Annotated in this window: 22 protein-coding genes and 1 rRNA gene; all 23 read right to left on the bottom strand. The window is 30.8% G+C overall.

Features of this window, described 5'->3' with window-relative positions; all coding sequences use genetic code 4:
* Positions 1-86, bottom strand: a 16S ribosomal RNA gene (locus E1I18_RS02890); the annotation flags it as partial.
* Between the two features lie 290 nt (positions 87-376).
* Positions 377-817: a 50S ribosomal protein L15 gene (gene rplO / locus E1I18_RS02885; protein ID WP_141484100.1), complete on the bottom strand. Its 441-nt coding sequence runs from the start codon at positions 815-817 to the stop codon at positions 377-379.
* Between the two features lie 88 nt (positions 818-905).
* On the bottom strand, positions 906-1,565 hold the full coding sequence (gene rpsE / locus E1I18_RS02880) for a 30S ribosomal protein S5 (RefSeq protein ID WP_141484099.1): 660 nt from the start codon (positions 1,563-1,565) through the stop codon (positions 906-908).
* On the bottom strand, positions 1,565-1,921 hold the full coding sequence (rplR, locus tag E1I18_RS02875) for a 50S ribosomal protein L18 (protein ID WP_141484098.1): 357 nt from the start codon (positions 1,919-1,921) through the stop codon (positions 1,565-1,567). Before rplR ends, rpsE begins: the two co-directional genes overlap by 1 nt.
* Before the next feature lie 18 nt (positions 1,922-1,939).
* Positions 1,940-2,479, bottom strand: a complete 540-nt coding sequence (rplF, locus tag E1I18_RS02870) for a 50S ribosomal protein L6 (RefSeq protein ID WP_141484097.1) — start codon at positions 2,477-2,479, stop codon at positions 1,940-1,942.
* 11 nt (positions 2,480-2,490) lie between these two features.
* A complete protein-coding gene (gene rpsH, locus E1I18_RS02865; protein WP_141484096.1) occupies positions 2,491-2,886 on the bottom strand; it encodes a 30S ribosomal protein S8 in 396 nt (131 codons plus the stop codon).
* A 2-nt stretch (positions 2,887-2,888) separates the two neighbouring features.
* Positions 2,889-3,074: a type Z 30S ribosomal protein S14 gene (locus E1I18_RS02860; RefSeq protein ID WP_141484095.1), complete on the bottom strand. Its 186-nt coding sequence runs from the start codon at positions 3,072-3,074 to the stop codon at positions 2,889-2,891.
* The gene (gene rplE, locus E1I18_RS02855; RefSeq protein WP_141484094.1) at positions 3,074-3,619 is read right to left on the bottom strand and encodes a 50S ribosomal protein L5; all 546 of its coding nucleotides are present in this window, start codon (positions 3,617-3,619) and stop codon (positions 3,074-3,076) included. The genes E1I18_RS02860 and rplE overlap by 1 nt, the downstream gene beginning before the upstream one ends.
* 2 nt (positions 3,620-3,621) lie before the next feature.
* Positions 3,622-3,942, bottom strand: a complete 321-nt coding sequence (gene rplX, locus E1I18_RS02850) for a 50S ribosomal protein L24 (RefSeq protein ID WP_408634153.1) — start codon at positions 3,940-3,942, stop codon at positions 3,622-3,624.
* A gap of 18 nt (positions 3,943-3,960) precedes the next feature.
* The gene (rplN, locus tag E1I18_RS02845) at positions 3,961-4,329 is read right to left on the bottom strand and encodes a 50S ribosomal protein L14 (RefSeq protein WP_141484092.1); all 369 of its coding nucleotides are present in this window, start codon (positions 4,327-4,329) and stop codon (positions 3,961-3,963) included.
* Between the two features lie 2 nt (positions 4,330-4,331).
* Positions 4,332-4,601 (bottom strand): 30S ribosomal protein S17, encoded by a 270-nt coding sequence (gene rpsQ / locus E1I18_RS02840; protein ID WP_141484091.1) that lies wholly within the window; start codon positions 4,599-4,601, stop codon positions 4,332-4,334.
* Positions 4,601-4,795 carry a 50S ribosomal protein L29 gene (gene rpmC, locus E1I18_RS02835; RefSeq protein ID WP_141484090.1) on the bottom strand — a complete coding sequence of 65 codons (195 nt, stop codon included), beginning with the start codon at positions 4,793-4,795 and terminating at the stop codon, positions 4,601-4,603. The genes rpsQ and rpmC overlap by 1 nt, the downstream gene beginning before the upstream one ends.
* Entirely contained in the window at positions 4,795-5,226 is a 432-nt protein-coding gene (rplP, locus tag E1I18_RS02830; protein ID WP_141484089.1) for a 50S ribosomal protein L16, read from the bottom strand. The genes rpmC and rplP overlap by 1 nt, the downstream gene beginning before the upstream one ends.
* Positions 5,226-5,885: a 30S ribosomal protein S3 gene (gene rpsC, locus E1I18_RS02825; RefSeq protein ID WP_141484088.1), complete on the bottom strand. Its 660-nt coding sequence runs from the start codon at positions 5,883-5,885 to the stop codon at positions 5,226-5,228. Before rpsC ends, rplP begins: the two co-directional genes overlap by 1 nt.
* Before the next feature lie 13 nt (positions 5,886-5,898).
* Positions 5,899-6,237 carry a 50S ribosomal protein L22 gene (gene rplV, locus E1I18_RS02820; protein WP_141484087.1) on the bottom strand — a complete coding sequence of 113 codons (339 nt, stop codon included), beginning with the start codon at positions 6,235-6,237 and terminating at the stop codon, positions 5,899-5,901.
* Positions 6,237-6,512, bottom strand: a complete 276-nt coding sequence (rpsS, locus tag E1I18_RS02815; RefSeq protein WP_141484086.1) for a 30S ribosomal protein S19 — start codon at positions 6,510-6,512, stop codon at positions 6,237-6,239. Before rpsS ends, rplV begins: the two co-directional genes overlap by 1 nt.
* Positions 6,512-7,357 (bottom strand): 50S ribosomal protein L2, encoded by an 846-nt coding sequence (gene rplB / locus E1I18_RS02810; protein ID WP_141484085.1) that lies wholly within the window; start codon positions 7,355-7,357, stop codon positions 6,512-6,514. The genes rpsS and rplB overlap by 1 nt, the downstream gene beginning before the upstream one ends.
* Before the next feature lie 64 nt (positions 7,358-7,421).
* On the bottom strand, positions 7,422-7,856 hold the full coding sequence (gene rplW, locus E1I18_RS02805) for a 50S ribosomal protein L23 (RefSeq protein WP_141484084.1): 435 nt from the start codon (positions 7,854-7,856) through the stop codon (positions 7,422-7,424).
* Complete coding sequence (gene rplD, locus E1I18_RS02800) at positions 7,856-8,824, bottom strand: 50S ribosomal protein L4 (RefSeq protein WP_141484083.1); 969 nt, start codon at positions 8,822-8,824, stop codon at positions 7,856-7,858. Before rplD ends, rplW begins: the two co-directional genes overlap by 1 nt.
* Positions 8,824-9,630, bottom strand: coding sequence for a 50S ribosomal protein L3 (gene rplC, locus E1I18_RS02795; RefSeq protein ID WP_141484082.1), 807 nt, complete (start codon positions 9,628-9,630; stop codon positions 8,824-8,826). Before rplC ends, rplD begins: the two co-directional genes overlap by 1 nt.
* 51 nt (positions 9,631-9,681) lie before the next feature.
* Positions 9,682-9,990 carry a 30S ribosomal protein S10 gene (gene rpsJ, locus E1I18_RS02790; RefSeq protein ID WP_141484081.1) on the bottom strand — a complete coding sequence of 103 codons (309 nt, stop codon included), beginning with the start codon at positions 9,988-9,990 and terminating at the stop codon, positions 9,682-9,684.
* Between the two features lie 485 nt (positions 9,991-10,475).
* Positions 10,476-19,256, bottom strand: a complete 8,781-nt coding sequence (locus E1I18_RS02785) for a hypothetical protein (protein ID WP_141484080.1) — start codon at positions 19,254-19,256, stop codon at positions 10,476-10,478.
* Positions 19,256-25,174: a rhoptry family protein gene (locus E1I18_RS02780; protein ID WP_141484079.1), complete on the bottom strand. Its 5,919-nt coding sequence runs from the start codon at positions 25,172-25,174 to the stop codon at positions 19,256-19,258. The genes E1I18_RS02785 and E1I18_RS02780 overlap by 1 nt, the downstream gene beginning before the upstream one ends.
* Between the last annotated feature and the right edge of the window lie 140 nt (positions 25,175-25,314).

Raw genomic sequence — 25,314 nt, 5'->3', positions numbered from 1 at the left:
CGCTAAGAACAAGTTCTTCGCTCGACATGCATGTATTAGGCACACAGCCAGCGTTCATCCTGAGCCAGGATCAAACTCTCGAAAAAATTGACTTCGTCATGGTTTTGTATCTAGTTTTCAAAGAACAATATTTGCAACTCACAAATAAGTTGCTCATTAATGATACTATAAAATAATTATTTTCAAAACATTTTTTTAATTTTTTTTAAGTATTTTTTGTATCAAGAAGCGTGTTTTAAGCGCTGATATAAATATACATTATTTGCAGAATTTTCAAAACATTTTTTTATTTTTTTTGCAGTGCGCTTAAACATTGAATTTAAGGGGGTAAATGACAAAAAAAGCAAGCAGAATGCTTGCTTAAATTAAAGAAAAATTAAAGTTGTATAAATTTTCCACCAGCTTTTTCAATAGCATCAATTGCGCTTTGAGAAGCTGAATGTGCATAAACATTTAATGCTTTGCTTAATTTACCATTTCCAAGAACCTTAACAGGAAGATTTCTTTTGATTAAATTAGCTTCAATTAGAGTTACTAAATCAACAGTGTCATTAGCGTTAAATCTTTGTTCTAAATCTTTAAGGTTAACCACTTGATATTCAACGTGGTTAACGTTTGTAAATCCTCTTTTACCAATACGACGGAATCAAGGAGTTTGTCCCCCTTCAAATCCTGGACGGTGTCCATGTCTTTTATTTTGACCTGATTGACCTTTTCCGGCTTGTTTACCTTTACCAGCAGCATGTCCACGACCTACACGGTGTTTGTCTTTACGTGACCCTGAGGTTGGTTTTAATGATTGTAATGTTGTATTCATTATTTCTCCTATAAAAAATTAAGTTAATGAAAGAAAAGTACTTTTGAAAATCAATGTTTCAAGTTGCTTAACTAATCAATGTGCTTAATTATAATAAGTCTTTAACTTCTTTACCTCTGATGTCAGCAATTTGTTCAGCAGTGCGCATTTGACATAATGCTTTAAAAGTTGCTCGCACGATGTTTGCTTTTGAACGTGAACCGTAGGTTTTTGAATATAGGTCAGTATAACCAGCTAATTCTACAACAGCACGAACTGTTGAAGAAGCAACAATACCAGTACCTTTTGCAGCAGGTTTAATTAACACTTTTGAAGCCAAGAACTTAGCTTGGTTTTCATGTGGTACTGTACCTTTAATTACAGGAAGAGTAATTAAATTGTTTTTAGCATCTTTAACTGCTTTTTTAATTGAGTCAGGAACTTCATTTGCTTTTCCATGACCAAAACCTACTCTACCTTTTTTATCACCTACAACTACATAAGTTGAGAATGAAAATCTACGTCCACCTTTAACAGTTTTTGAAACTCTTGAGATTGCGATAACTTTTTCGCCAAATTCATTAGCAACACTTTCTTGTGTTTTACGTGGTTGACGACGGGCTTTTTCGTCTTTAGATGCTTTATTTAAAGGTTTTTTAGCTAGAGGTTTAACTTGGTCTTTAGTAGAAGGTCTTGAAGATTTTTTAATTTCTGGAGTTTTAGCAACTTCTTTAGTTGCACTTGCTTGTGTTTGTGTTTCTTGATTCATTAGAATTTAACTCCTTTAGCATTTGATCTAACCGCTTCAGCAAAAGCTTTAACACGTCCATGGTAAATGTAACCTGAACGATCAAAAACAATTTCTGCAATGTTTAATTTAGTAATTTTAGCAGCCATTTCTTCACCTGCTTTTTGAGCAGATGCAATATTTCCATGGTATTGACCTTTAGAAAGTGTTGAAACACTTGCTAATGTAACACCTTTAGAGTCGTCGATTAATTGAGCATAGAAGTTTTGGTGTGATTTAAATACGCAAAGACGAGGTTTGGTTGAAGTACCAATGATTGATTGACGTTCACGTAAGTGTTTTTTGTGACGTGCTTGATTTCTTGATAAAATAGCCATATTTTAATCCTTTCAAAACTACTTAGCAGCAGTTTTCCCTTCTTTACGACGAATAACTTCATTTGCGTATGCAATACCTTTTCCTGAGTAAGGACTAGGTTTTCTTTTTGCTCGAACAATAGCTGCGAATTGACCAACGCTTTCTTTAGAAATTGAACTAAGGTTAATTTCAGTTGGTTTAGGTGTTTCAACTTTAACATCAGCAGGAATATCTAGCAATTCAAGGTGTGATTTACCAACAGCTAATTCTAATTGTTTACCTTTAAGAGTAGCTTTGTAACCTACCCCTTTGATTACTAAATCTTTTTTAAATCCAACGCTTACACCAGTTAGCATATTTGCAATAAGTGCATTGGTTGTACCATGAAGTTGTTTAGTTGCTTTTAATTCATTTGCTCTAAGTGTACTAATTTTGTTGTCTTCAATTTTGATGGCAATAAGTGGTGAAAAGTTTGCTTCCAAAGTACCTAATTTACCTTTTGCGCTAAATTTTGTACCTTCAAGACTAACTTCAACACCAGCAGGAATAGTTAAGATTCTGTTTCCAACTCTTGACATACTACTCCTCCTTATCAAATGATGGCAATAACTTCACCGCCAACATTTTCCTTACGTGCTTGTTTTTCTGTCATCATTCCTTTTGAAGTTGAAATGATTGCTGTTCCATAACCTGATAATACAGTTGGTAAATCTTGTGCAGAAGAATAAACTTTTAGACCTGGTTTTGAAATACGTTTGAAATCAATAATAGCTCTTTGATTTCCTTTATATTTAAGAACAACTTCTAAAACTTTATCTACACCTGTGCCTTTAACGTTCAATGCTTGGATGTAACCTTCAGCTAATAAAATGTCTAGAATTTTGGCTTTTTTGGTTGAAAAAGGAATATCTACTGTTTTGAATTTTCTTTGGTTGGCGTTTTTAATACGCACAATCATGTCTGAAATAGGATCGGTTATAAACATAATTATCAACTCGCTTTCTTGTAGCCTGGTATTTGGCCTGCGTGTGCTTTAACACGGAAGCAAATACGGCAAATTTTGAATTTTCTTAAAACAGCATGTGGACGACCACAAATTTCACAACGTGTGTAAGCACGTGTTGAGAATTTAGCGTGTTTTTTTTGTTTAGCTTTTAACGAAACTTTCGCCATTATTTATCTCCTTTTACAAATCTCATACCAAGTAATTCTAAAAGTCTTTTAGCTTCAACATCTGAATTTGTTGAGGTTATTAATTGAACGTCTAGACCTTTAATTTTTCTAATTTTGTCAAAATCAATTTCAGGGAAAATGATTTCTTCTTTGATTCCTAATGAGTAATTACCTCTACCGTCAAATGCTTTAGGATTAGCACCACGGAAATCACGAATACGAGGCATTGCGATGTGAATTAATTTTTCTAAAAAATCTCACATTTTTTCACGACGAAGAGTAACTTTACCCCCCATTGGCATGCCTTCTCTAAGTTTTCATGAGGCATTTGATTTTCTAGCAACAGTTTGGAAAGGTTTTTGACTAGAAATTAATGTTAGCTCGTTTAATACTTCTTCAATTGCTTTTGAATTTGTTACTTCTCTACCAGCGGTCATATTTAAAACAATTTTTTCAAGACGTGGTACTTGCATAATTGATTTGAATTTAAATTCTTCTTTTAGTGCAGGCACAACTTTTTCTAAATAATGTTTTTTAAGATTCATGATTAATATTCCTTATTAGTTTTCTTGATAATTCTTATTTTTTGACCATCTTTGTTAAGTGAATAACCTATTCTTGAAACAACTGGAGCTTGTGTTTTTGATCCTTTTTTTGCAATAACTGCAACATTTGAAGCGTGAATTGGACCTTCTTGTTTTTTAATAGCACCATCTTGACCTCTACCTGGTTTTTGGTGTTTTACTTGCATGTTTACATCTTTAATATAAACTGTATTGTTTTTAGCATCAACTTTGATAATACGACCTTGTTTTCATTTGTATGAACCAGAAATAACTACTACTTCATCATTTTGTTTAAATTTCATTTTCATAGGTAGTCCTTTCTATAAAACTTCAGGAGCAAGAGAAACTATTTTTAAATAGCCTTTGTCTCTAAGTTCACGAGCAACTGGTCCAAAAACACGTGTTCCTCGCATTGATTTATCTTCTTTAATGATTACAACTGCGTTGTCATCAAATTTGATGTGTGATCCATTAGGTCTTTTAACACCATAACGGCTTCGAACAATAACTGCTTTAACAACTTGGCCTTCTTTAACAGCACCATTAGGTAAAGCTTTTTTTACAGAACAAACAATAATATCGCCAATGTTGGCTGTTTTTTTTCTTGAGCCACCTAAGACTCTAATAACACCAACTTCTTTAGCACCAGAGTTATCAGCAACTTTTAATTTAGATAATTCTATAACCATAACTATTCATCTCCATGTTGCGCTTTATGTTTAATATCAACTAAACGGAAGTGTTTTGTTTTTGATAAAGGACGAGTTTCCATAATAGTAACAATGTCACCAAGTGAAGCTAAAAGTTTTTCATCATGTACTGCAAAACGTTTTACTACTCTATAACGTTTTGAGTATAAATTATGTGAACGGTAGCTTTCTACTTCAACAAAAATGGTTTTATCGCCTCGAACAGAAGTAACTTTTCCAGTTAGGGTTTTACGAGTTGTTAATCTTTGCATTATTTAACTCCTTTAATTTGGTGTAGTGCTGTTAAACATTTTGCGATGTCTTTTTTGATTGCTCTGATTTTGTGTGATTGGTCTAATTGACCTGTTGCATTTTTAAAACGAAGGGTAAATAATTCAGCTTTAAGGTCAACAATAAGTTTGTTTAATTCTTCTGCCGATTTAGCTTTGATATCTTTAAATAACATTATTGACCTCCTTGTTGTGTTTCATCTTTAGTAACAATTTTTCATTTAACTGGTAGTTTGTGACCACCTAAACGAAGAGCATCGCGAGCTATGTCTTCTTTAACACCTGAAACTTCAAACATCATTGTGTTTACTTTAACAGGTGTATATCATTTTTCAGGGCTACCTTTACCAGAACCCATACGAACACCAATAGGTTTTGATGTTTTTTGGAAGTGAGGGAAGATTCTAATAAAAACTTGTCCTTCACGACCCATACGACGTGTAATAGCAATACGAGCAGATTCAATTTGGCGTGCATCAATTCATGCAGAGGTTATTGCTTGCAAACCGAATTCACCAAATGAAACTGTATTTCCTCTATGTGCTTTACGTTTGTCGTGGCGTAATAAGAAAGGTTTACGGTATTTAGTTCTTTTTGGTTGAAGCATTATTTTTTACCCCTTTCCAATATTTCGCCTTTAGAAATTCAAACTTTAACACCAATAGCACCATAAGTTGTACGTGCAGTAGCGTGTGCATAGTCTACATCTTGACGTAAAGTGTGTAATTTCATTTCGCCCCGTGAATATCCTTCAGTACGGGCCATATCAACACCATTTAGTCGGCCTGAAACTGCAGTTTTAATACCTTTAGCTCCAGCTTTCATAGCGTCATTAATTATGTATTTTTGTGCAATTCTAAAGCTTTCACGGTTTTCAAGTCTTATTGCGATTGCTTCAGCAGCTAAACGAGCATTAAGTTCTGGTTTAGCAATTTGCACTACTTGTAAGCTAATATCAAGTTTTTTATCACTTACTTTTAAGAATTTGTGAAGTTGTTTTTTTAGTGCTTCAATGTTAGCACCATTTTCCCCTAAAATTTTTGCAGCACTAGCTACATGTAGAAATACTGTAACTTTGTTTGCTTGAGTTCTTTTGATTTCCACTTTACCAAGTTGGTATTTACGTACTAATTTATTGAAGAATTTGTAGATTTTGTCATCTTGCACTAATAATGAACCAAAGTCATTTTTTTCTGCGAATCATGTTGTATTGAGTTGTTTTGTGATTCCATAACGGAAACCATTTGGATTAACTTTTTGTCCCATATTTGTGCCTTCCTTAATTTCTTTCTTCCAAAACTACTGATAAATTAGATGTACGTTTGAAAATTGAGAATGCTCTACCTTGTGAGTGAGGTTGAAATCTTTTTAGTGTTGGACCTTCATTAACTATAACTTCTTTAACAAATAATTTTGATGCGTCCATTCCATGGTTGTTTGTTGCATTAGCAATAGCTGAATCGATTAGTTTAATAAATAATTGTGCTGATTTTTTGTTTGTGTTGTAAAGAATACCTAATGCTTCGCGTACGCCTTTGCCTCTAAATAGAGCAGCTACTAAAGCAGCTTTACGCACTGAAACACGTTGGATTTTAATGTGAGCTTTTGCTTGTTGCATTATTTTTTACCTTTATCAGCACCATGACCTGTGTAGTTACGTGTAGGTGAAAATTCCCCTAGTTTGTGTCCTACCATGTCATCTGTTACATAAACATCGATAAAGCTTTTACCATTGTGAACTTGGAATGTTAGACCAACAAAACTTGGAAAGATGGTTGAACGTCTTGATCAAGTTTTGATTGGTTTTTTAGGAGCTTTGCCTTCAACAATAGCATCTACTTTTTTAAGTAAATGGTCATCTGCAAAAGGGCCTTTTTTAAGACTACGAGCCATTATTTAGCATCCTTTCTTCTTCTTAGAATCAATTTGTTTGAAGATTTTTTAGTTTTTCGAGTTTTAACACCAAGTGCTTTTTTACCTCATGGAGTAAGAGGTGATTTACGTCCAATTGGTTGTTTACCTTCACCACCACCATGAGGGTGATCTACAGGGTTCATTACTGAACCACGTACAGTTGGACGAACACCTTTGTATCTATTAACACCGGCTTTACCAATATTAACAAGTAAGTGTTCTTCATTTCCTACTTCACCAATAGTTGCACGACAACGAGCTAAAATACGACGTGTTTCGCCTGATTTTAGACGAAGAACAACATATTTACCATCATCATCTTTACCAAGAATTTGAGCACTTGTACCAGCAGAACGAGCAATAATTCCGCCACCACCTGGTTGCATTTCAATATTGTGGATTAATGTACCTTCAGGAATTGCTGAAAGTGGTAAGCAGTTTCCTACTAAAATGTCAGCATTGTCTCCTGAAATAACACTTTGACCTACTTTAAGGCCTTTAGGGGTTAAAATGTATCTTTTTTCTCCATCAGCATATGCTAATAATGAAATATTAGCTGAACGGTTTGGATCATATTCAATTGATTTAACCACTGCTGGAATATTATCTTTATTACGTTTGAAGTCGACTAATCTGTAAAATCTCTTTACACGGCCACCTTTATGTCTTACAGTAATTTTACCTTGGTTATTACGACCAGAGTTTTTTTTCAAAATTACTAGTAATGATTTTTCAGGAGAATGTCCTGAAAGGTTTGCGTTGTAGTCTAGAGATGACATATTACGACGACCATTTGTAGTTGGCTTGTAATGTTTAATTGCCATTGTCATATCTCCTTGCTTAAAAATATTCGAGGAATTTTGTCTTTTAAGCAGCTACTTAAATCCTCTATTTTTCCGCTTTTGTTTCTTTTGCGGCTTTTTTTGCTTTTTTAGCAGCAATTTTTTCTGCTAATTGAGCTTCTTGAGCACTGTCAGCTTCTTTAGTTGCTTTAACTTTTGCAGCTTTTGCTTCTTTTTTAGCTTCATCTTGTGCTTCAGTTTCATTTGGATAGTAGACAATTGTGTCACCATCTTTTAATGTAACGATTGCTTTTTTATAACGATTAGTAAAACCGTTAAAACGTCCTACTCTTTTAGCTTTTTTGTCAACTTTAATTGTATTTACACTGATTACTTTAACTTGGAAAATAAATTCAACTGCTTGTTTGATTTGGAATTTATTTGCGTTGTAGTCAACTTCAAAAGTGTATTTGTTTTGTTTCTGTAAATTAGATGTTTTTTCAGTTAAGATAGGTTTATGAATAACTTGAGTTAATTCCATTAGTTAGCTCTCCCTTCAAAAACTTTTAGTCCATTTTCAGATAACACCAATACATCAGCTCAAATTAAAGCTTCAACTGTTACAGAGTTAGGTTTAATTACAGCAACGTTAGCAACGTTTGATAATGATCTTCAAACAGTATCATTGTCAGAAACTACTAAAACATGTTTTACATGAGTTAGGTTCATTTTTGCTAGTTTTTCAACAGCTTGTTTAGTTGAAATTGCACTTAATTCAAAGTTGTCAATTACAACTGCTTTATCTTTAGCTAGAAGAGTTAAAGCACTTAAGAATGCTGCTCTTTTTGCTTTTTTGTTTACTTTAAGATTGTAATTTCTTTCAGTACGAGGACCAAATGCTCTACCACCACCTACTCAAATTGGTGATCTAGTTGAACCAGCACGAGCACGACCTGTCCCTTTTTGTCTTCAAGGTTTTTTACCACCACCACTTACTTCAGCACGTGACTTAACTGAGTGGTTTCCTTGACGTTTTGAAGCTCTCTCAGAAAGAATTGTGTCAAAAATTGCTTGTTCATAGATTTTTTCTAAACCAAATACTGCAGCAGGTAATTTTGAATTATCAAAATTGAATTTTGCTTCAGGATCAACTTTAGCAACTTTTGCTTTTTTAGCTGTTGTTTTAGGAGCTTTAGGTTCAGCAACATCAACTAATTTTTGTTCATTCAAGAATTGAATTGATTCTTCTTGAGAAACAGCATTTTTTTCTAGAGTTTCAATAATTGTTTCAACTTTTGTTGAAGCAATAGAACCAGAATATTTTCCATTTCTGTGGAATCAAACACGTGATTCACCATCTAGAAGTGCTGCTTGTTTTTTAAATTCTTCTAAGCCTTCTTGAAATGTTTTGAAGTTTTGGAATTCTTTAACACCATATTTTTTCAAGTTGAATGAGATGTTTCTTTGTTTATCAAATTTTTCTGATAAGTAGAATTTGTGCATTGCCATTATTTATCTCCTTCACCTGCTTGTGCTTGTGCTTCAGCTTCTAGAATAAGTGGTTCTAGTTCACTTGAATGCATTCCAACTTTAACTTCAACATTTACTTTTTTAGCTCTTTCAAGAAGCTCGTTCATTTTAAGAACTTCATCAACGTCAACTAACACAACAGGTTTGTGACTTGGTAGTCCTTTGATTGCTTCTTTAACAATAACTAAAGATTTTTTAGGTCCTGGAATTGAACCTTTAACAAGAATGTAGTTGTTTGTTGTATCAACTTTAACAACTTCAAGGTTTTGAACAGTTGTTTGAACTGCTCCTAAGTGACCTGGCATTGTCATACCTTTAAACACTTTGTTACCAGCGATGTCCCCTAGTGAACCAGTTTGTCTAACAGGTTGACTTCCACCACCACCACCGTGTGATTTAGGTCCGATGTGTTGGTTTCATCTTTTAATTGTTCCAGCAAATCCTTTACCTTTTGAAATTCCTGTAACATCAACAAGTTGTCCTGATGCAAAAATATCAGCTTTAACTTCTTGACCTAATTCATAGCCTTCCATGCCACGAATTTCTTTAATGTAGCGCTTAGGTGTTGTGTTTGCTTGTTTAAATTGACCAGCTAAAGGTTTATTTACTGCATTAGCTTTTAACTCTTCAACAGCAAGTTGAGTTGCAACATACCCGTTTGCTTGTTGAGTTAAAACTTTAGTCACAACATTTGGTTTAACTTCGATTACTGTAACCGGTACTGCAAGACCTTCTTCAGTAAAGATTTGAGTCATACCAACTTTACGTCCTAAGATTCCTTTCATAATTTTCCTCCACGTTTATTAACGACCATTGCTTCTTTTGAAGTTGGATTTTTATTCTGTTGTTATTTTGCTAATTTGAACACCAGCAGGGAATTCAAATCTGCTAATTTGATCAATTGTTTTTTTGTCAGCATCAATTAAAGTAACGATTCTTTGATGCACTCTAGCTTCGAATTGTTCACGAGATTTTTTGTTAATGTGAACTGATCTTAGTATTGTAACTACATGACGACGAGTAGGTACAGCTACTGGACCTGAAAACTTAACATTGTTTTTTTGAGCTATTTCAACTATTTTTTTAGCTGCAAAGTCAAGTTGTTCATATTCAAAAGCTTTTAACTTGATATTAATTTTACTCACGTTGTCTCCTTTGTTCATAAGCGAACATACTCCACATAAATTTCTTAGAAAGTCCTCAACAACTCATGGCCTTCTAACAACCTCATGCTTCACCGTATAGTTGCTTTAATATTCTACTATAAAATTAAAATTTGCAAAATAAATATTTAAGTTTTTTTGGAGTGTGAAACACCAATAAGGGTTGTTATTAAAAAACGCATTTTTGCGTGGTTTTTACGTGCTTTATGCACTTTTTATTTCTGCCTTATAAATCAATATATTTTAAAGCCTTATAACACATCCACAAAAATTCAACAATTTTTTTGATACACCAAAAAGAGTTGTTGAATTTTTTTACTTATTTTTCTTTATCTTTATACCTAATTTATTCACTAAAAATGCCTATATATAATAAGGTAGAAAGCCTTTAAATAAAATTTTGTGGACTTTAAGGCTGCAAGGAATTTAAAAAACTCATCGTTTTAGCGATGAGTTTTAAATGATTATTAGTTTGAAGGTTTAATATCATTAAATTCAAAGATGTCAATACCTGTATTATAAACGGGAAGGAGTTTTGAGGTAGCGGCTTGTTGTTGTTTTTTAATTTCTTCGCCTGATGTTGAAGAAGTTGAAATGTATTTACCTGCGATACGTGAGTTTGCGATTCAGAGTTTGTTGCTTTCGAGTTGAGTAGCACTACCAGTTCCGTTGTTTTGAGCACTCATTTCAGCAAATTTTGCTCATTTTTCAGTTGTTCCTCATAAACTTTGATTATCGGCTAAATATTGAGCAAATTCATGGTCAGATCATTTTTTATTATAACCACTTGTAGGTAATTCTTTTTCATATTTAGAATCATTTAATGACTTATGTTTTACAACATTATACATTTCATAATTAGTTACGAATAAACTTATATCTTTGGTATTTGTATCAAAATCAATACCAAATCTAATTGTAACTAGTGCAGCGGAAGGCATGGTTTTGGTTGCATCGACATCACCAGCATCAACTCCACCACCTGTAACTTTGTGAATAAAATTACCATTGATGTTAGCATTACTACGTCCAACAAAAAGTGTGGTAGGCATAATAATTTGAGCTTCTATTTGATTATCACTAGCAATACTTAAAAGAATAATTTGCTTATCATTTTGACCTAAATAGTTTGATGCATCTTGATATTGCGCATATCCTGGAAGAATAAATTTAAGTTTAAGATTAGAATTGTTGTAATCTGATTCTTCAGTTTTATTACTTGAACCATTACCACTATTAGAATACTTAATAACTTTTTTGGTGTGGTGATTAAATGCAACTCGAGTAACGTTTCCTTCAAGTCCTGCGGCTTGCTTGAATTTTTGAATGAATTTAGTTTTAGCCGCTTCAGCTTCATTTACATCTCATCCTAATTCTTTAGCATTAGCCACTTTTTGTTTAGCATCATAACCAAATTTATCTTGAGACGTACCGTTATCACTTGGAATAAAGAATATACGGTTAGATTTTTGTTCTAATTTAATTTCGTTAGCTGTTGTAAATGTAGCTTCTATTGTTTTTTCAACACTAAATCCATTATAGTTATCAAAAATGTTTAAGTTAGTTGGTTTGTATTCATATTTAACTTTAAATTGAATTGTTTTTTGTGATTCGTTTTGAGTTTTGATTGTAAATCATTTATCAGTTGAAGTTTCTTTTACGAGTTTAGCACGGACATTAACTGGGTTAAATTTGTAAGAATTATCTAATTTAGTACCTGTAAATGCACTAAATGAATCTAAAAATCTTTGGTGCTCTGTGAAGTCAAATTCACTTGGATTGTTTGTGAAATTATTCTCAATTGCATCAAATTCTTTTTCAAAGTGTTCTAGGATGATTCCGCTTTTTACACTTGCAGATGTAGTAGATATCAATTTAGTTAATTGTGCATTAAATCCGTTACTTTGATCGCTTGAATTCAATGCATCATAAAAGTCATAGAATTTAGTTAAATATGTTTCAATTTTTTCTTTGCTTAACGATAAATAATTGATTGTTGTATAACCACCATTACCTGTGCTTTCACTAGTTTTGGTAATATCATTATGAGCATTTTTAGCCAAATCATAAAGTTTTTTATACTCTGCTTTAATTTCGCTAGTATCATGGCTTGCATCTTTAAATACAAATTTAAGCACCTCATCAACATTTTCACGTTTAGTTAAGCTTGCTTCAATTTCTTCTTTTAGTATTTCTACAAATCTATTATATTCGTCATAGAAAGTTCTAAGTTCTACAGTAGTTTTTGATATGTTGCTAATTAAACTAAAATCTTTTAGATTTATGATTTTATTAGTAAGTTCATCTGATTTAGATTTTAATGCATCGAAAAGTAGTTTAGAATGCGATAGTTTAGCAAGCTCAAAAATGGTTTTGCCACCACTTGTCATTTTTTTCATGTTTGCATCATAAAATGCATTAACTAGTGCACCTACTTTATTAGTAACTATATCATCAATTTCATTTTTTAAATTATCACTGAATTTTTTAAATTCGTTATTAACACTGTTTATTAATGTTTTATTTCGTGTAAGAAACTCTTTAGCAAACTCTTTTCCACCAATAGCACTAAATTCTTTTAATGCTGCGTCGTCTAGTTTATTAGCATTCAAAAAGGCTTCTGATTCTTCTTTTGATTTTTTAACTTCATTAAATGCGTTTTTTGAAATTTTAGTTCAAAGAAGATCTGGATTAAGTTCACTAATTAAGTTTGATACATTATTGAATTTTTCATGAAGTAGTTTTTGTTGCTCTTCATAAGTTTTTCTTACTTGTTTATCTGTTGCTTTAATTACTTTTGCAAACAACTGATTATATTTATTAATCGTATCAATTGGATTGCTTGCTGGATCATTAATATTGAATGAAGCAATTTCTGCAACAACATCGCTAAATTCTTTTACTAGTTTATCAGCTTCATTTCCATTTGGATTAATTGCACTATTAAGTGCATTTACTTTTTGACGTAACTCATCTCTAGTAGATAATTTTGAATCGAGAAGAAGTTTGATTGTGTTTTTGATTCCTTCGATAATAGTTGAACGTTGATCAAAGTTTGAATCAGAAGCATTTTTAATTAATTCTTTAGCTTTGTTGATTAAATCAGCTAGTTTACTGTAGTGTTCAAGTGATTTTGCTGATGAAACTTTTTCACCATCAACGTCATCATTGGTGTCAAGCACACGTTCAGCTCTAGTGAGTGAGGTGTTTAATTCTTTAGCTAACTGATATACATATTCAATTGAGTCTGTGGTTTTTGTATTTTTGTCTAAATATTTAGCACCTACATCTTCAAATTGTTTTGCTTGTGTGTCATCATTAAATGCGATAGCATCAAGTTCTTTTTTGAATGCTTCGAATTTTTGATTTAAGTATTCTTTTTCTTTAGCATCAAGGTCAATATTGTTTTCAATTTCATTTCTTATATCACCAGAGCGTTTGAAAACATCAAGTCTAGCGTTGTGTAAATCAATGATTTTTATAGCTTTGTCTATTTCATTTTTGCGTTGTGCTAAATCTGTTTTTGAAGGTATTTCTTTAGTTAAAATTGCACTATATTCATTAAGTTTAGATATTAACAATTCTTTTTTATCTTTAATATCACTGTTAAGTGGCTGCAATTTATTAGTTATTTGTCTTATGGCATTAATTTTGTTGAACAATTTTACTTCATCGTTAATTAAATCACGTAAAACCGTAATTTTTTCATTAATTTGGTTTATCTGTTCAGTAGAATTTGCATCTGATGTCGAGGTTTCAAGCATTTCGATACGACTTTCAAGACTGCGTCCATATTGACTTGACAATCCAATTGATTTATATGTTGGCGTGTTTACGATTTCATTAATAGCTTTTAGGTTAGCAATTCTTGAGTTTCTAATTGTTGTGTTTTCTTGAATATGTTTTTTAAGTTCTTCAATTAAATTGGTAATTTGTTCAGCGCTTAGATTTTGTTGTGCTTTTGCTACTATATCTCAAATTGCTTGAGTTAGTTTTTCCTCATCTTTGGTTGTTGCGTCTATTGATTTGTCTGCATTTTTTTGTGCAATTCATTCTGTAATGGTCTGAGAAGCACGAGATTGAAGTTCAATGTATTCTTTTGCTTTATTAATAGCACTTGTTGCTTTGTCAAGCAATGTATTTGTATTATTAATGTCATGAGACATATCGTAAAGAGCACTATTAGCAATTGCTTCAAGTCAAGCATTAACTTTAGGTTTATTGTTCTCGCCTTTTACTCCACTAACAGAGTGATATTCAATTCGTTCATTTTTTTGTTTTAATTCATCTAAAACATCCTTGATTACAAGAGATTTTTTGTATGCTGCTTTATATGATTCAATTTTTTTGATTTGCTCTTTGATTTGATCTTTAGCTTTAGTTGTTTCTGCAACTACATCACTTGAACTAGAGATACTTTTATCAATATTAGCATAGAATTTACGAGCTTGTTCAATAAGTGGACTAAGTGCTTGGTCAATAAATGAACGTACTAATGTATTTTTTATAACTGTACTTCTATTAATAATTGCTTGGATTGAACCAACTTCGAGAGCTAAAGCATCATTGAATTCTTTAACTCCTTCAAGCACTTTAATGCCTTTACTAATTTTTTTGATTTCTTCTAATGAAGAAGCTTTAGTATTATCATCTTTAAGTTTGTCAAGAATACCTTTTGTAATGATTGTAAAATTATCATCAACATTGTCAGCTAAATCAGCATCTTTACCAATTGCTTCACGTAATGCATCATCTGCTCTTTGACGTAAAGGGTTAGGTACTTTTTGACCGCGATCACCATCATTTGTTTTTTCTGGTTTAGCAAAAAAGTTGGCAAAATAATCGTTTAACGAGTTGATTTTTGCTTTATTTTCAGTTCGTAGACCTACTTCTTCTTTAATTGCTGTTAGTTTTTCAAGGAATTCATTGTGTTTATGATGAATATTTTCTTTTGTAAAAGGACTTCGAGAAGGTAATTCTAATAGGAGAGCTTTAATTTCTCTAATACCTTTTTGTACATCAGAATTAGGGCTTTTATCAGCTTCTCATTCAGTTAGTTGTTTAAGCGCTGACGACTGCGAATCATTGAAATTTTGCATTTCTTGCATAAGTTCAATCAATTCAATTGCTTTTTGCTCACTAAGGTTTTTATTATTTTCAGCATCAATATATTTTTTGAAGTCATCAATATAATTTTTTGCTGCTTTAAAACTTTCATTTGATTGATTTTCTATTTCAGTATTAACAAATTTTGTATAAACATCATATTGATTTTTTACTCTATCTTTAGTGAAAGCAAATAAAAGGGCAGCATGTTTTTGTTGAATAGTATTAGCAGTTGAGTTAGTTGTATCTTTGAAATCCGCTTCAAGTTCTTTAACTGCTTTATCATAGTTGTCAAATTTGAAGGTTGGATTTTGTTTTTTGATAGCTGCAATTTTTCTATCTAAATCAGTCTTGCCATTAATTGCTTCTTCTTTTGCCTTTTCATAAACACCAAGAGATTTTTCTTTTTCGTCTTTATATTTTTGGATGTTTTCATTTAATTCTTTAATAAAATCATCAAGTTGATCAATAGTATATGTTTGTGGATTTGAGGCTAAAATTTCTAGATATTTTTTCTTATCTGCTTCGATTTCATTTTTAATTTTTTCCAAAACTCTATTAGATGTTTCGGCAGGTGAAAGAATTTTTTCTAATTGGTTATGAAGTATGCTTCGAATTTGGTGTTTTCTATCAGTTTCATTAATAATTGATTTAACTTTTTCTATCTTACTATTAATAATGTCAACACTATCGATTGCACCAGCTGATGCACTAGGTAAGTTTTGTTTAATAACACTAGCAATTTGGTCTTGGTCTAATTTGTTGTTTTCAGCACTTAAATCTGAATCAGCGCCAATTGAGTCTTCTTCTGCAATAGCTATTTTAATTCAGTCTGCAAGTTTATTTTGAGCTTCAACAATTTCTCTAATGCTTTTAATTTCGTTTGGAGAAGTTGAATCTAATTTATCTAGAGCGAATTTTGAAATTTCATCAATTTTTGCATCAAAATCTCTTTTTGATTGTGAAAAACCAGCAGATTGAGGGTATTTTTTGGTTTTAAGTGTATCAACTGAACTTTGAATAACGTCTTTATTAAACGCTAGATCAAGTTGGACTTCTGCTTGTTCTAATTCATTGAAAGTATCACGGATTTTATCGGTTGTAGGGATAGAATCATTTTGAACAATATCACTGTTGATAACGCCAATTTTGTCCATCACTTTTTTAGATTCACTAATTTGTTCATTTACTCTTTTTTGAGCACGACGATCATTTTTATACTTATTAGCTTTTGCGTTATACTCTGCAGTTTTTTCTTCTATTTTTTTGATTTCAGGTATAAGAAGCTCAAGCGCACTAACTTCATCATTATATTGTGATCTAAGTTCTTTATTGGTTAATGCTGCATCAGATTTGTTTTCAATTGATAAAAGACGAGCTCGAAGACTTTTTTCACCTTCGCTTTGTTGCTCTTCAGGTTTATCTTTACCAAATACTTTATCAACTAATGCTTTTACTTGTGCTATTTTTACATTTAAAGAACCATCTTTACGCTTAGTAACGATGTCTTTATTGAGTTGAGCTGCTTGTTCTTTTAAATCTTTGATTTTTTTGAAATCAGAAACATCTTTATTTGCTTCTTCGCTTAATGTTTTTTCAATTTGAGCAAGTTTTTTGAAGTCTTGATCATAAACCTCAACTCCAAAACCTTCAGCTTCTATTTCTTTTTTGATTTCTTTAATTTTTTCAAGACTTTGAGAAGCAGATTGTATATCTTTGACAACTTCTTGGTTAGTTTTAACTACTTCGTTAAGTTTGTTGATTGTTTGAATTTGCTGTTTTGAATTAAGTTCACCAACATTCTCCAAGTCTTTTTGAGATTCTTCACTGAAAAAGTCGTCATTGAGTGATTGAACCAATTTATTAATTTTATCAGTTCGTTCATGTAATGTTTCTTGTGAACGTTGTAGTTTATCTAAATAACCTTGTTGTGCTTTAGTGAATTGTGGAGGAACTTGATTAGTAGGATTGAATGAACGTCGTGCATATTCATGAGCTTCACCAATTTCAATAATTGCTTTATTTTGTGTATATGCAGTCTCAATAATATTAACTAAAGCACGATATTTTTCAATTTGAGTGCTGATTTCATTAGTAATTATAGGATTGAATTTTTTACTTGTAATTACATTTGAAAGTGCATTAGTTTGTGAAACATATTTTTCAATGTTGCTAACATTGATGTAAGTTCTAGATAAGTCGTCTTGACGTTCATTGTCCAATGTTAAAAATTGATCATTGTTGAATTTAACTAACTCTTCAAGACGTTGAGCACTAATTTGTTCAAGTTGAACTAGAATTATTTTTTCAATGGCTCTATAGCGTTCACGCGAATCATGAAGACGTTGCGTTAATGTTTTAACATCATAAACACTTTGAGAGTTAAATCTTAATATTTCTGAAGAAAGCGATGTAGCCAATTGTTTAGCATTGTCAGAAAGATAAATATCTAAAATTTCTTGACTAAAATCATTCAACTTAAGTACCTTTGTTTCAATATCAAGTCGAATTTTATTTAGTTCTGCACGTGTTTCAACTAAAACGTGTGCTGAATTTACATCATTAGCAATTTTGTTTGTTAAATCAGCAAGACCACGCGAATTTCTGATGCTTTGTTTGATTTTTTCTTCGTATGTATTAATTTCAGTGTTATAAACTAGTGGAAGTGGTAATTTTGAAGCGTCTTCAAGTGCTTCAAATGTATCATTAACTTTTGATTCAAGATTTAAAAGTAAGTTAATCTCATTTCTATATTTAGTTACATTATCAAAAATGAAATTTTTGTCAAGATTTTGTGCATTAGCTTCATCAAGTTTGAGAAAGTTTTTTTCTAAACTTAATTGAGTAAATATAGGTTTAAAACGATTAAGTTTGCTTTGTATAGAAGCAACAAAAGCTTTGAAATCATTAATGATTTGGTTATTTTGCTTACCATCAAAATCATCTAAAGATTGATTATATGTTTTTAATTGAGCTCTAACATCATCTAGGTCTCTTACATCTATTGAAGCATCTAGTTTGCTTAGTGTATTAGATAGATAAAAACTACTTAATGAAGTAAATTTGTAAATAGATGGTTGGTGTAAGATTGTGTTTAAATCCTTAGAACTAACAAGTTTATTTACTTTAACATATTCAACAATTTTATTGAATGCATCAAAATTAAACTGTGCTGTTTTAGTGTCAGAAATTTCTTTTGCAATCTCATTTAAATTATTAGTTGCTTCTTCGCTCAATTCTTGATTGTATGATTTCAGTGAATTAATAAATGAATTTGCTACATTTGAAGCATTAGCAACAACCAAAGAATTAAGTTCTTTAGTTATTTTTGCATATGAAGCACGGAATGCATCATATTTAGGTGTTCGAGCATCTTTGATACGTTGTTCAATTGCTTTTTTATTTAAATTAATGTCATTAATACGGTTAAAAGGCGCAAATAACGCATTTTCGATATTGTTTATATTTGTTTGAACACCATAACGTAATGCAGCAGTAGGTAAAAGTTTGTTTAACTCAGCTTTATTATCATCTAAACTATTGTTATGTTGCATTAGATTTTGTTCCATTAGAGAATATTGTTCATCTAATTTAGAATTAAAATCATTTTGATATTGTGCTATTCAGTCGTGTTGTTTTTGCTGGTTTAACTTGGTAAAACCATTAAGTGAGAGACTAAGATTTGTGTTTTCTAGAGAATTAAATTGATTTTTGATATCTACTTCTTGGAGTCTGTCTTGTTGTACTAATAAAATACTTTTAAATATTCTTAAATCGTTGTCGCTAAAACCTTTTGATACTTGTCTTTCTGCTCATGAAAAAACAATACCAACTTGTTCATTAAACAATTCATAAAGTTTTTTATATTTCTCTAAAGGAGTTATTGCTGGATTTGCAAGTAATTGTTCGATGTTTTTAAGTTTATTGGTATATTTGTTTCTTTCTTCTTCATCAGGTAAAAAGGTTTCAATGTGTTTAGCAAAACTTGGATTATATTTTTGGAATAATTCTTGAGCAGAGTTTAAATTACGTTTATTTGTACTTAAAAATAACACACCTAGTGTTGCAGCTACTGCACCTAGCGTTGCTGCAACAGATGTAATACCAATTATTGCTTGTTTAAGTTTTTTAGTATTAGACATTATTTTTTCTCACTTTCTCTTAGTTTTATGTAGATATCAAATTTGTCAAATGCTTTAAATATGTCAGGATCGGTAAGTTCTTTAGTAACTTTTCTAGTTTCAAATCTATTGTCTTTTGGAATAATGTTGTCTTTTGAGTTATGTCCAAGGAATAAGTCATCTAGCATCAAAAGAGGAATAGCTTGTTTTTTTTCTTGTTCACTTTTATTAGCAAGACCTTCAGCGTTTTTCATTACTCCATAACCTGATATCTTATTTATTATTGATTGATTTGGTTTAAGAAGATATCATTTTGTTTCGCTTTGATTTGTATCATAAGCATTTCTGAATGTCGGTTTACCATTTAAATCAGTTTCAATATAGTTAACATAATAAGCAAATAAAAGAGCTGGGTCACCATTATCAGATATTAAAGGTATTGCTATATGGAAAGGAATTAAGGTTTTTACTTTATCACCATCAATTTTAACTTCAGTGTCTTTTTGTAGCCAGAAATTAAGTTTTTTACCATTAAATGTACCTTGTTTTCATTTTTTTCCATCTAATTCTATTCCCTCATCTTTTATTCTTACTTTAAATTTAAGATATGAAGGGGATGCAGAATAATCGATATTGTTATTTTTCGCAATATTATTTTTATTAATATCTTTATATAGTTGTAATCAATTTTTCTTATGATTAAAACCATTAAAACCAGTAGGTATTTCACCTCTTAAAGATTTTGCATATTGATTCTCATCTGTAAATGAAACATCTTCAAAGAAGAATTGTAATGAATTATTGTCAGCAGCAAATTTAGAAGCACGAGAATAAATCTCTGCTAAATTAGCATTGAATGTTTTGGCATTTCATCCACCTTTAGAAGCGTCAAAAAGAATTTGTTCATTTCAAAGTTTTTTGTTTTTCTCTGTATCATTTCCCTCTTTATACAAATCATCTTTTGAAATATGCAATACCGATAAAGTATTAAACGTCATTCAGACGTTTTTTACTTCGACATCAAAGTTTTCTACGTCATTGAAGAAATCCATACCATTTGTTGGTTTTTGATATACAAATTTAAGATTAATTTTTGATTTTTTAATAGATGTATCAGCTTGTAAAAATTGAGGGAATCAAGGTAAAGAAGCATTAGTACGTGTTATATAGACATGAACTTTTGAAGTGACATAAGGTTTTTTGTTAGTATCACCATTTTGAAGAATATTAAATACTTCAAATTTATTAAGTAATTCAGTAGCTTCTGTTATATCAAGCTCAGTTTTACCTGAAGCATTTGACGATTGTTCCAACTTATTAATCTCTTCAAGAACATCCTCATAAAGAGTGGCGGCTTTAGGTTTAATTTCTCTTGCATTAGCTTCGTTATTATCAGTTAAATAGTTAAATAGAAATGCTTGATTACCTTTGTCTTGCATTCATTTTAATAATTCATATGCTGGACGATATGCGTTTTGTAATGCTTTTAGTTTGAGTTCTAATTGTGCATCTTTATTATTAAGAATGTCTTTTGAGTTAACTCATGATGATGATTTTAATGAGTTATAAATAACATTATAACTATTGATTATAGTTTGAAATGCTGTGTTAGATGAATCAGTGTTTTGGAATTGAGTAGATGCAATCAATTTAAGCATATTTTCAATTGTACGATTATCAATGAATTTTTCCATTGTTTTTTGTAAGTTATCATTATCTGAACCTGTTGAACCATAAATCAATTTATCAATGCTAATAAGTGTATCTAAAATTGAATTTGATGTTGAGGCAAAGTCATTTAACTCATTATAAATATCGCTTTGAGTTGGAGTATCAGTATCTATTGTGTAATCAGCATTTGTAAGCTCTTTTTTGTTTAGTTTTGTAGATACATCAGCACCGATTTTCATCTTATTGCTATTAATTTCAGTTACTTTTGTTTGTAAATTGGTTGAAAGATTTTGTGCATTATTATTGTTTTTCTTATCAATAGCATCAATATAACTAAATAAATTAAGTGGTGAACCACTATTATTGCTTTGTAATTGAGTTACAAAATCACTTACTTGATCGTTTAATAAAATAATATTAGTTTTTGCGATATCTTTAAATTCAGCATATTGAGTATGAAGTTGATTATATTTGTTTCTTAAAGCACGTGAATCATCAATATAGGTGTTAATGTCAAATGATTTGTCAGTTAAAGCATCTACGCTTGCTAATGATGCATCATAAGCATCTAATTTGGTTTTATCGATACCAGAAAAAGCTTGAAGTTTTTTAGATTGTTCATCAGTAAGTTTAATATTTTTGTTATCTATACTAATTTGCTCACCTTTTGCTAATTTAACAAAGCTTTCAAGTCTTTGTTTCATTACTTTTAGGCGACGTTTAGCAAACTCAACAATAGCTTGTTTTTGTGCTTGTATTTGTTCTTTTGCTTTAAGCACTTTTTCATGAGCGTCTTTAATTGCATTAATATTAGCAAAATTTAGATCTTTAAGTTTTCTTAATTCTAGATTAGTAAACTCACCTTTTGTTGGTTTTTTGGTTTCATTAAAGTTTTCATTAATGAAAGTATCAATTGAATCAATTTCACTTTGCAATGCAACTACATCTCTTGCGGTGTTTGATTTAAGTTTAACAATAAGTCCAGATGTTGAGTTATTAATTGCTTGTAATACAGCATCACGTTGATTTTTTAAATCAGGTCTTAATGCATTAGCTTCATTATTGAGAAGATCTTTGGCCAACTTAATTTTCTCTTGCAAGTCTTTGTAGAATGCTTGCATTTCAGGACTTTCTTTACTTAGATAATCGCTGTGTGAATCATTAGGTACAAATTGTTCGGCTAAATTAATTACATCAATTAGTTTTTCAGAAGAAGCATAAAGTGATTCAAATGATAATTTACCACCTTGAATAAATTTGTTTTTTATTGTATCAATTTTGTCTTCACTGGCTTTACCTAAACCATTAATTTCTTTAACCAATTCATCAAGTATTTTTTGAAGAATTTTGCGCGCATCACCTGTGATGGTTTGTGAATTATTTAATTTTGTAGTTTTTTCGGCGTGTTGAACTAAAAGTCCTACTTTTGCAATAGAAGTAGCTAAATCTGTAACTTTATTTATTATGGTGCTTGCATTTTTCTCATTGTAGAAAAAATTATCAGCAGTTGTGGCTGCGTTTGTTTTTTCAATTGAATCAATTGTGCTTTGGATGTTAGATAATGTATCATTAAGATTTTGAGTTCTATTTTGTAATTTTTCTGTGTCTGTTTTAACAGTTTTAGCTTCTGCAATTTTTTCAGTTAGTTTAACATATTCATCAAAAAGACCTGAAACTACACCTATTTCTGCACTTATTTCATCAATTTTGTCAAGGTCATTATTTGAAGCAAATTTAGACACAGCATCTATTTTTTCTTTAAAGTATGTGTTTTTGTCTTTGATTAGTTCATCATATATTGCTTTAACAGCTTGTTTAGCTTGAAGCTTAGTAGTTTGAGTAGTGTATTCATTATTAATGGTTTCAAAAGCTTCTTTACGTTTATCGTGTAGTGCATGAGCTGCTTTAGATAAAGTACTTGCTTGAGTAATTAATGCATTAAGTTTTGAACTTAATTCATTTCCATCAAATTGGCTAGGAAGTGTTGGTACAGTATCTAATGTTGATTGAGCCAATATTTTTTGATCTAATTCATAACCAAATTTTTGATTATCAAACATAAAACTACCAAGATCATAGCCTTTAAGAATTTCTTTATGTTTGTCAATTAGTTTAACACCAAGAGTTACAACTTGTGAAAGGAGTTTGATTTGTAAAATATCACCATTTATATTTGGTTGAGCAACAAATTCAATAAGTTTATTATCAAAGTTTTCAAATTGAGTTTTTTTGCTTGCTGATTCATCATTTTGAGCTGTACCCGGTTTGTATTGTAGTGTTTTTAGTGCTTCAGTGAGTGTAGTCATTGAAATATTAAGCGATTTTATTTCATCAATACGTGCAATGATTTGATTAATTTTTTCTTTGTGATCTTCGTATTTGTTAAATTCAGTGTATGAGTTTTGAGAAGCGGTTATTTGTGCATTTAACTCGTTTTTTAATGTTTCAAGCACAGATTTAATAGGACCCTCAGTTACAGCTTTTGAAGCAGCAACATCAGCCTTTTTAATTTCTTTAGAGTATTCAATTATGTTAGTAATGTTGTTTTTAATAGTTTGAAGTTTACGCTCAACTTCATTAACTTTTGCTTTAGCAACATTTGAATCATTAGTATCTTTTGGTACTATTTTTTCAATTTCATCTTCATAATGTTTAATTAGATTATCAATGTGCTCTTTAGATTTAGCATCAACTTCATCACCACCGATATTGAATGAAGAATTAAATTGTTCTTTAATATTTTTAGCTGATTTTTTGCTATTTTCTTTAACTTCACTAAATGAAAGTGAGTTATTAAATTTTTCACTAATTTCATCAAGTTTGCTTTGAATATTGGTTGAGGTTGGATTAACTGAATTAGGTGTAACATTATCAGCAACTGGTGAAGATTCTTTAAGGATATTAACTAAAACATCTTTCGTTTCTTGGTTTGTCTCTGGTTTTTTAGCCTTATCAATGATTTCTTCTTGTTTAGAAAGTAAACTATCAATTGCTTGAAGCTTATCAGTTTGGCGGATAACTTCAGAGTTTTGACTAGCTTTAGTTTTTGAATTAACATCTTCACTAATTGAATCAATTAAAGTCTTGATTTTGTCAAAAGGACTTTGACCATCTGAACCTTGAATAGCAAACGTTGAATCATTTGCAATCTTATTGCTAATTTGTTTATGTTTTTCTTCAAGTTTTGCTTTTTTATCGTTAAAAGCATCTTTATTATGAGTTAAAGTAAGAGTTTTTTGTAATTCTTCAATTTGTTCAACAGTAAGTTTATCAAATGCTGAGGATTGAGCTCCATTTTTTGTAGTTGAAGCTAATGCATCATAATGTAATTTTAATTTTTGCAAATGAGAACCATTAGTAGCATCGTCTTCTTTAAAAGTACTAAATTTTTGAGATTTTTGAATCTCAAGAAGCTTGTTAATTTCTGTTTCAAAATTGGTTTTTACTTCATTAAATTTGTTGACGATAGTTTGTTTTTGGTCATGAAAACGAGTATATGCAATTTCAAGAGCATTTTTTGCACGTTTAAGATCGGCTTCAGTTGAATTTTCATCATTAAGGATTTTTGTATTTGCATCAATAACTTCTTGAATTTGTATATCTACTTGAGCTAGAATAGTACGTGGTGCGTGATCGTTGTTGTCTTGTTTAAATTGATTTTGTTTAAGTTCAATAAGTTTATTTAGTGCAGCTTTTGCTTGTTTTGATGATTCAATGTTATTAATAATTTTGCTAAGATTTTCAATTTTTTTGTTAATTTCAGGAGTATCATCACTACCAGTATATCTATTAACTCTTAACACTTCAATGATATTTTTGTATAACTCTGGGTTGGTTTTTTGATCAACTTCTGAAAGTTTGATTGCAACTTCTTTGATTTTGGCAAAAAGATTCTGATGTTTGTTAAAATCAGAAATTACTCTCTCCATTTTTCTACGAATTACATTCTGTTTGGTACGAACAGTGTCCATTAAACGATTTAGGTTTTTTTCTTGAACACTTATATTATTGGCATTTTGTTGTAAAGATGATCTATCAAGGAGATTCAATCGTGTTTTTCATAAAGTATCTAATGTAACATTTGTTGTTTGAATTTGTTTTTTCGCTTCTTCAATTTCTTCTTTTAAAGAATTGATTTTTTTGCCACCAATGAGCTGTTCTGTTTCAATTTCTTTGTATACATCTTCTTTAATTTTGATTAATAATTCATAATCAGAGTTCAACAAATTAAACGGATCTTCAGTAATTTTATGAGAGTTTCGAAGCACTCCATCAGTTATTTTTCAAATACCAAACAGAATGAACCTCTTAGTTAGAATTCAACTAAGGAATACAATTTTGTTATGGAAAATCAGAGATATGCAGCAAAAAATGATTTAATTTTCAGACAAATTACAAGGCATAGCGA

This window comes from Mycoplasmopsis mucosicanis (assembly GCF_006546935.1).
Classification (GTDB): Bacteria; Bacillota_I; Bacilli_A; order Mycoplasmatales; family Metamycoplasmataceae; genus Mycoplasmopsis; species Mycoplasmopsis mucosicanis.
This window is presented reverse-complemented; position numbering and strand designations above follow the sequence as displayed.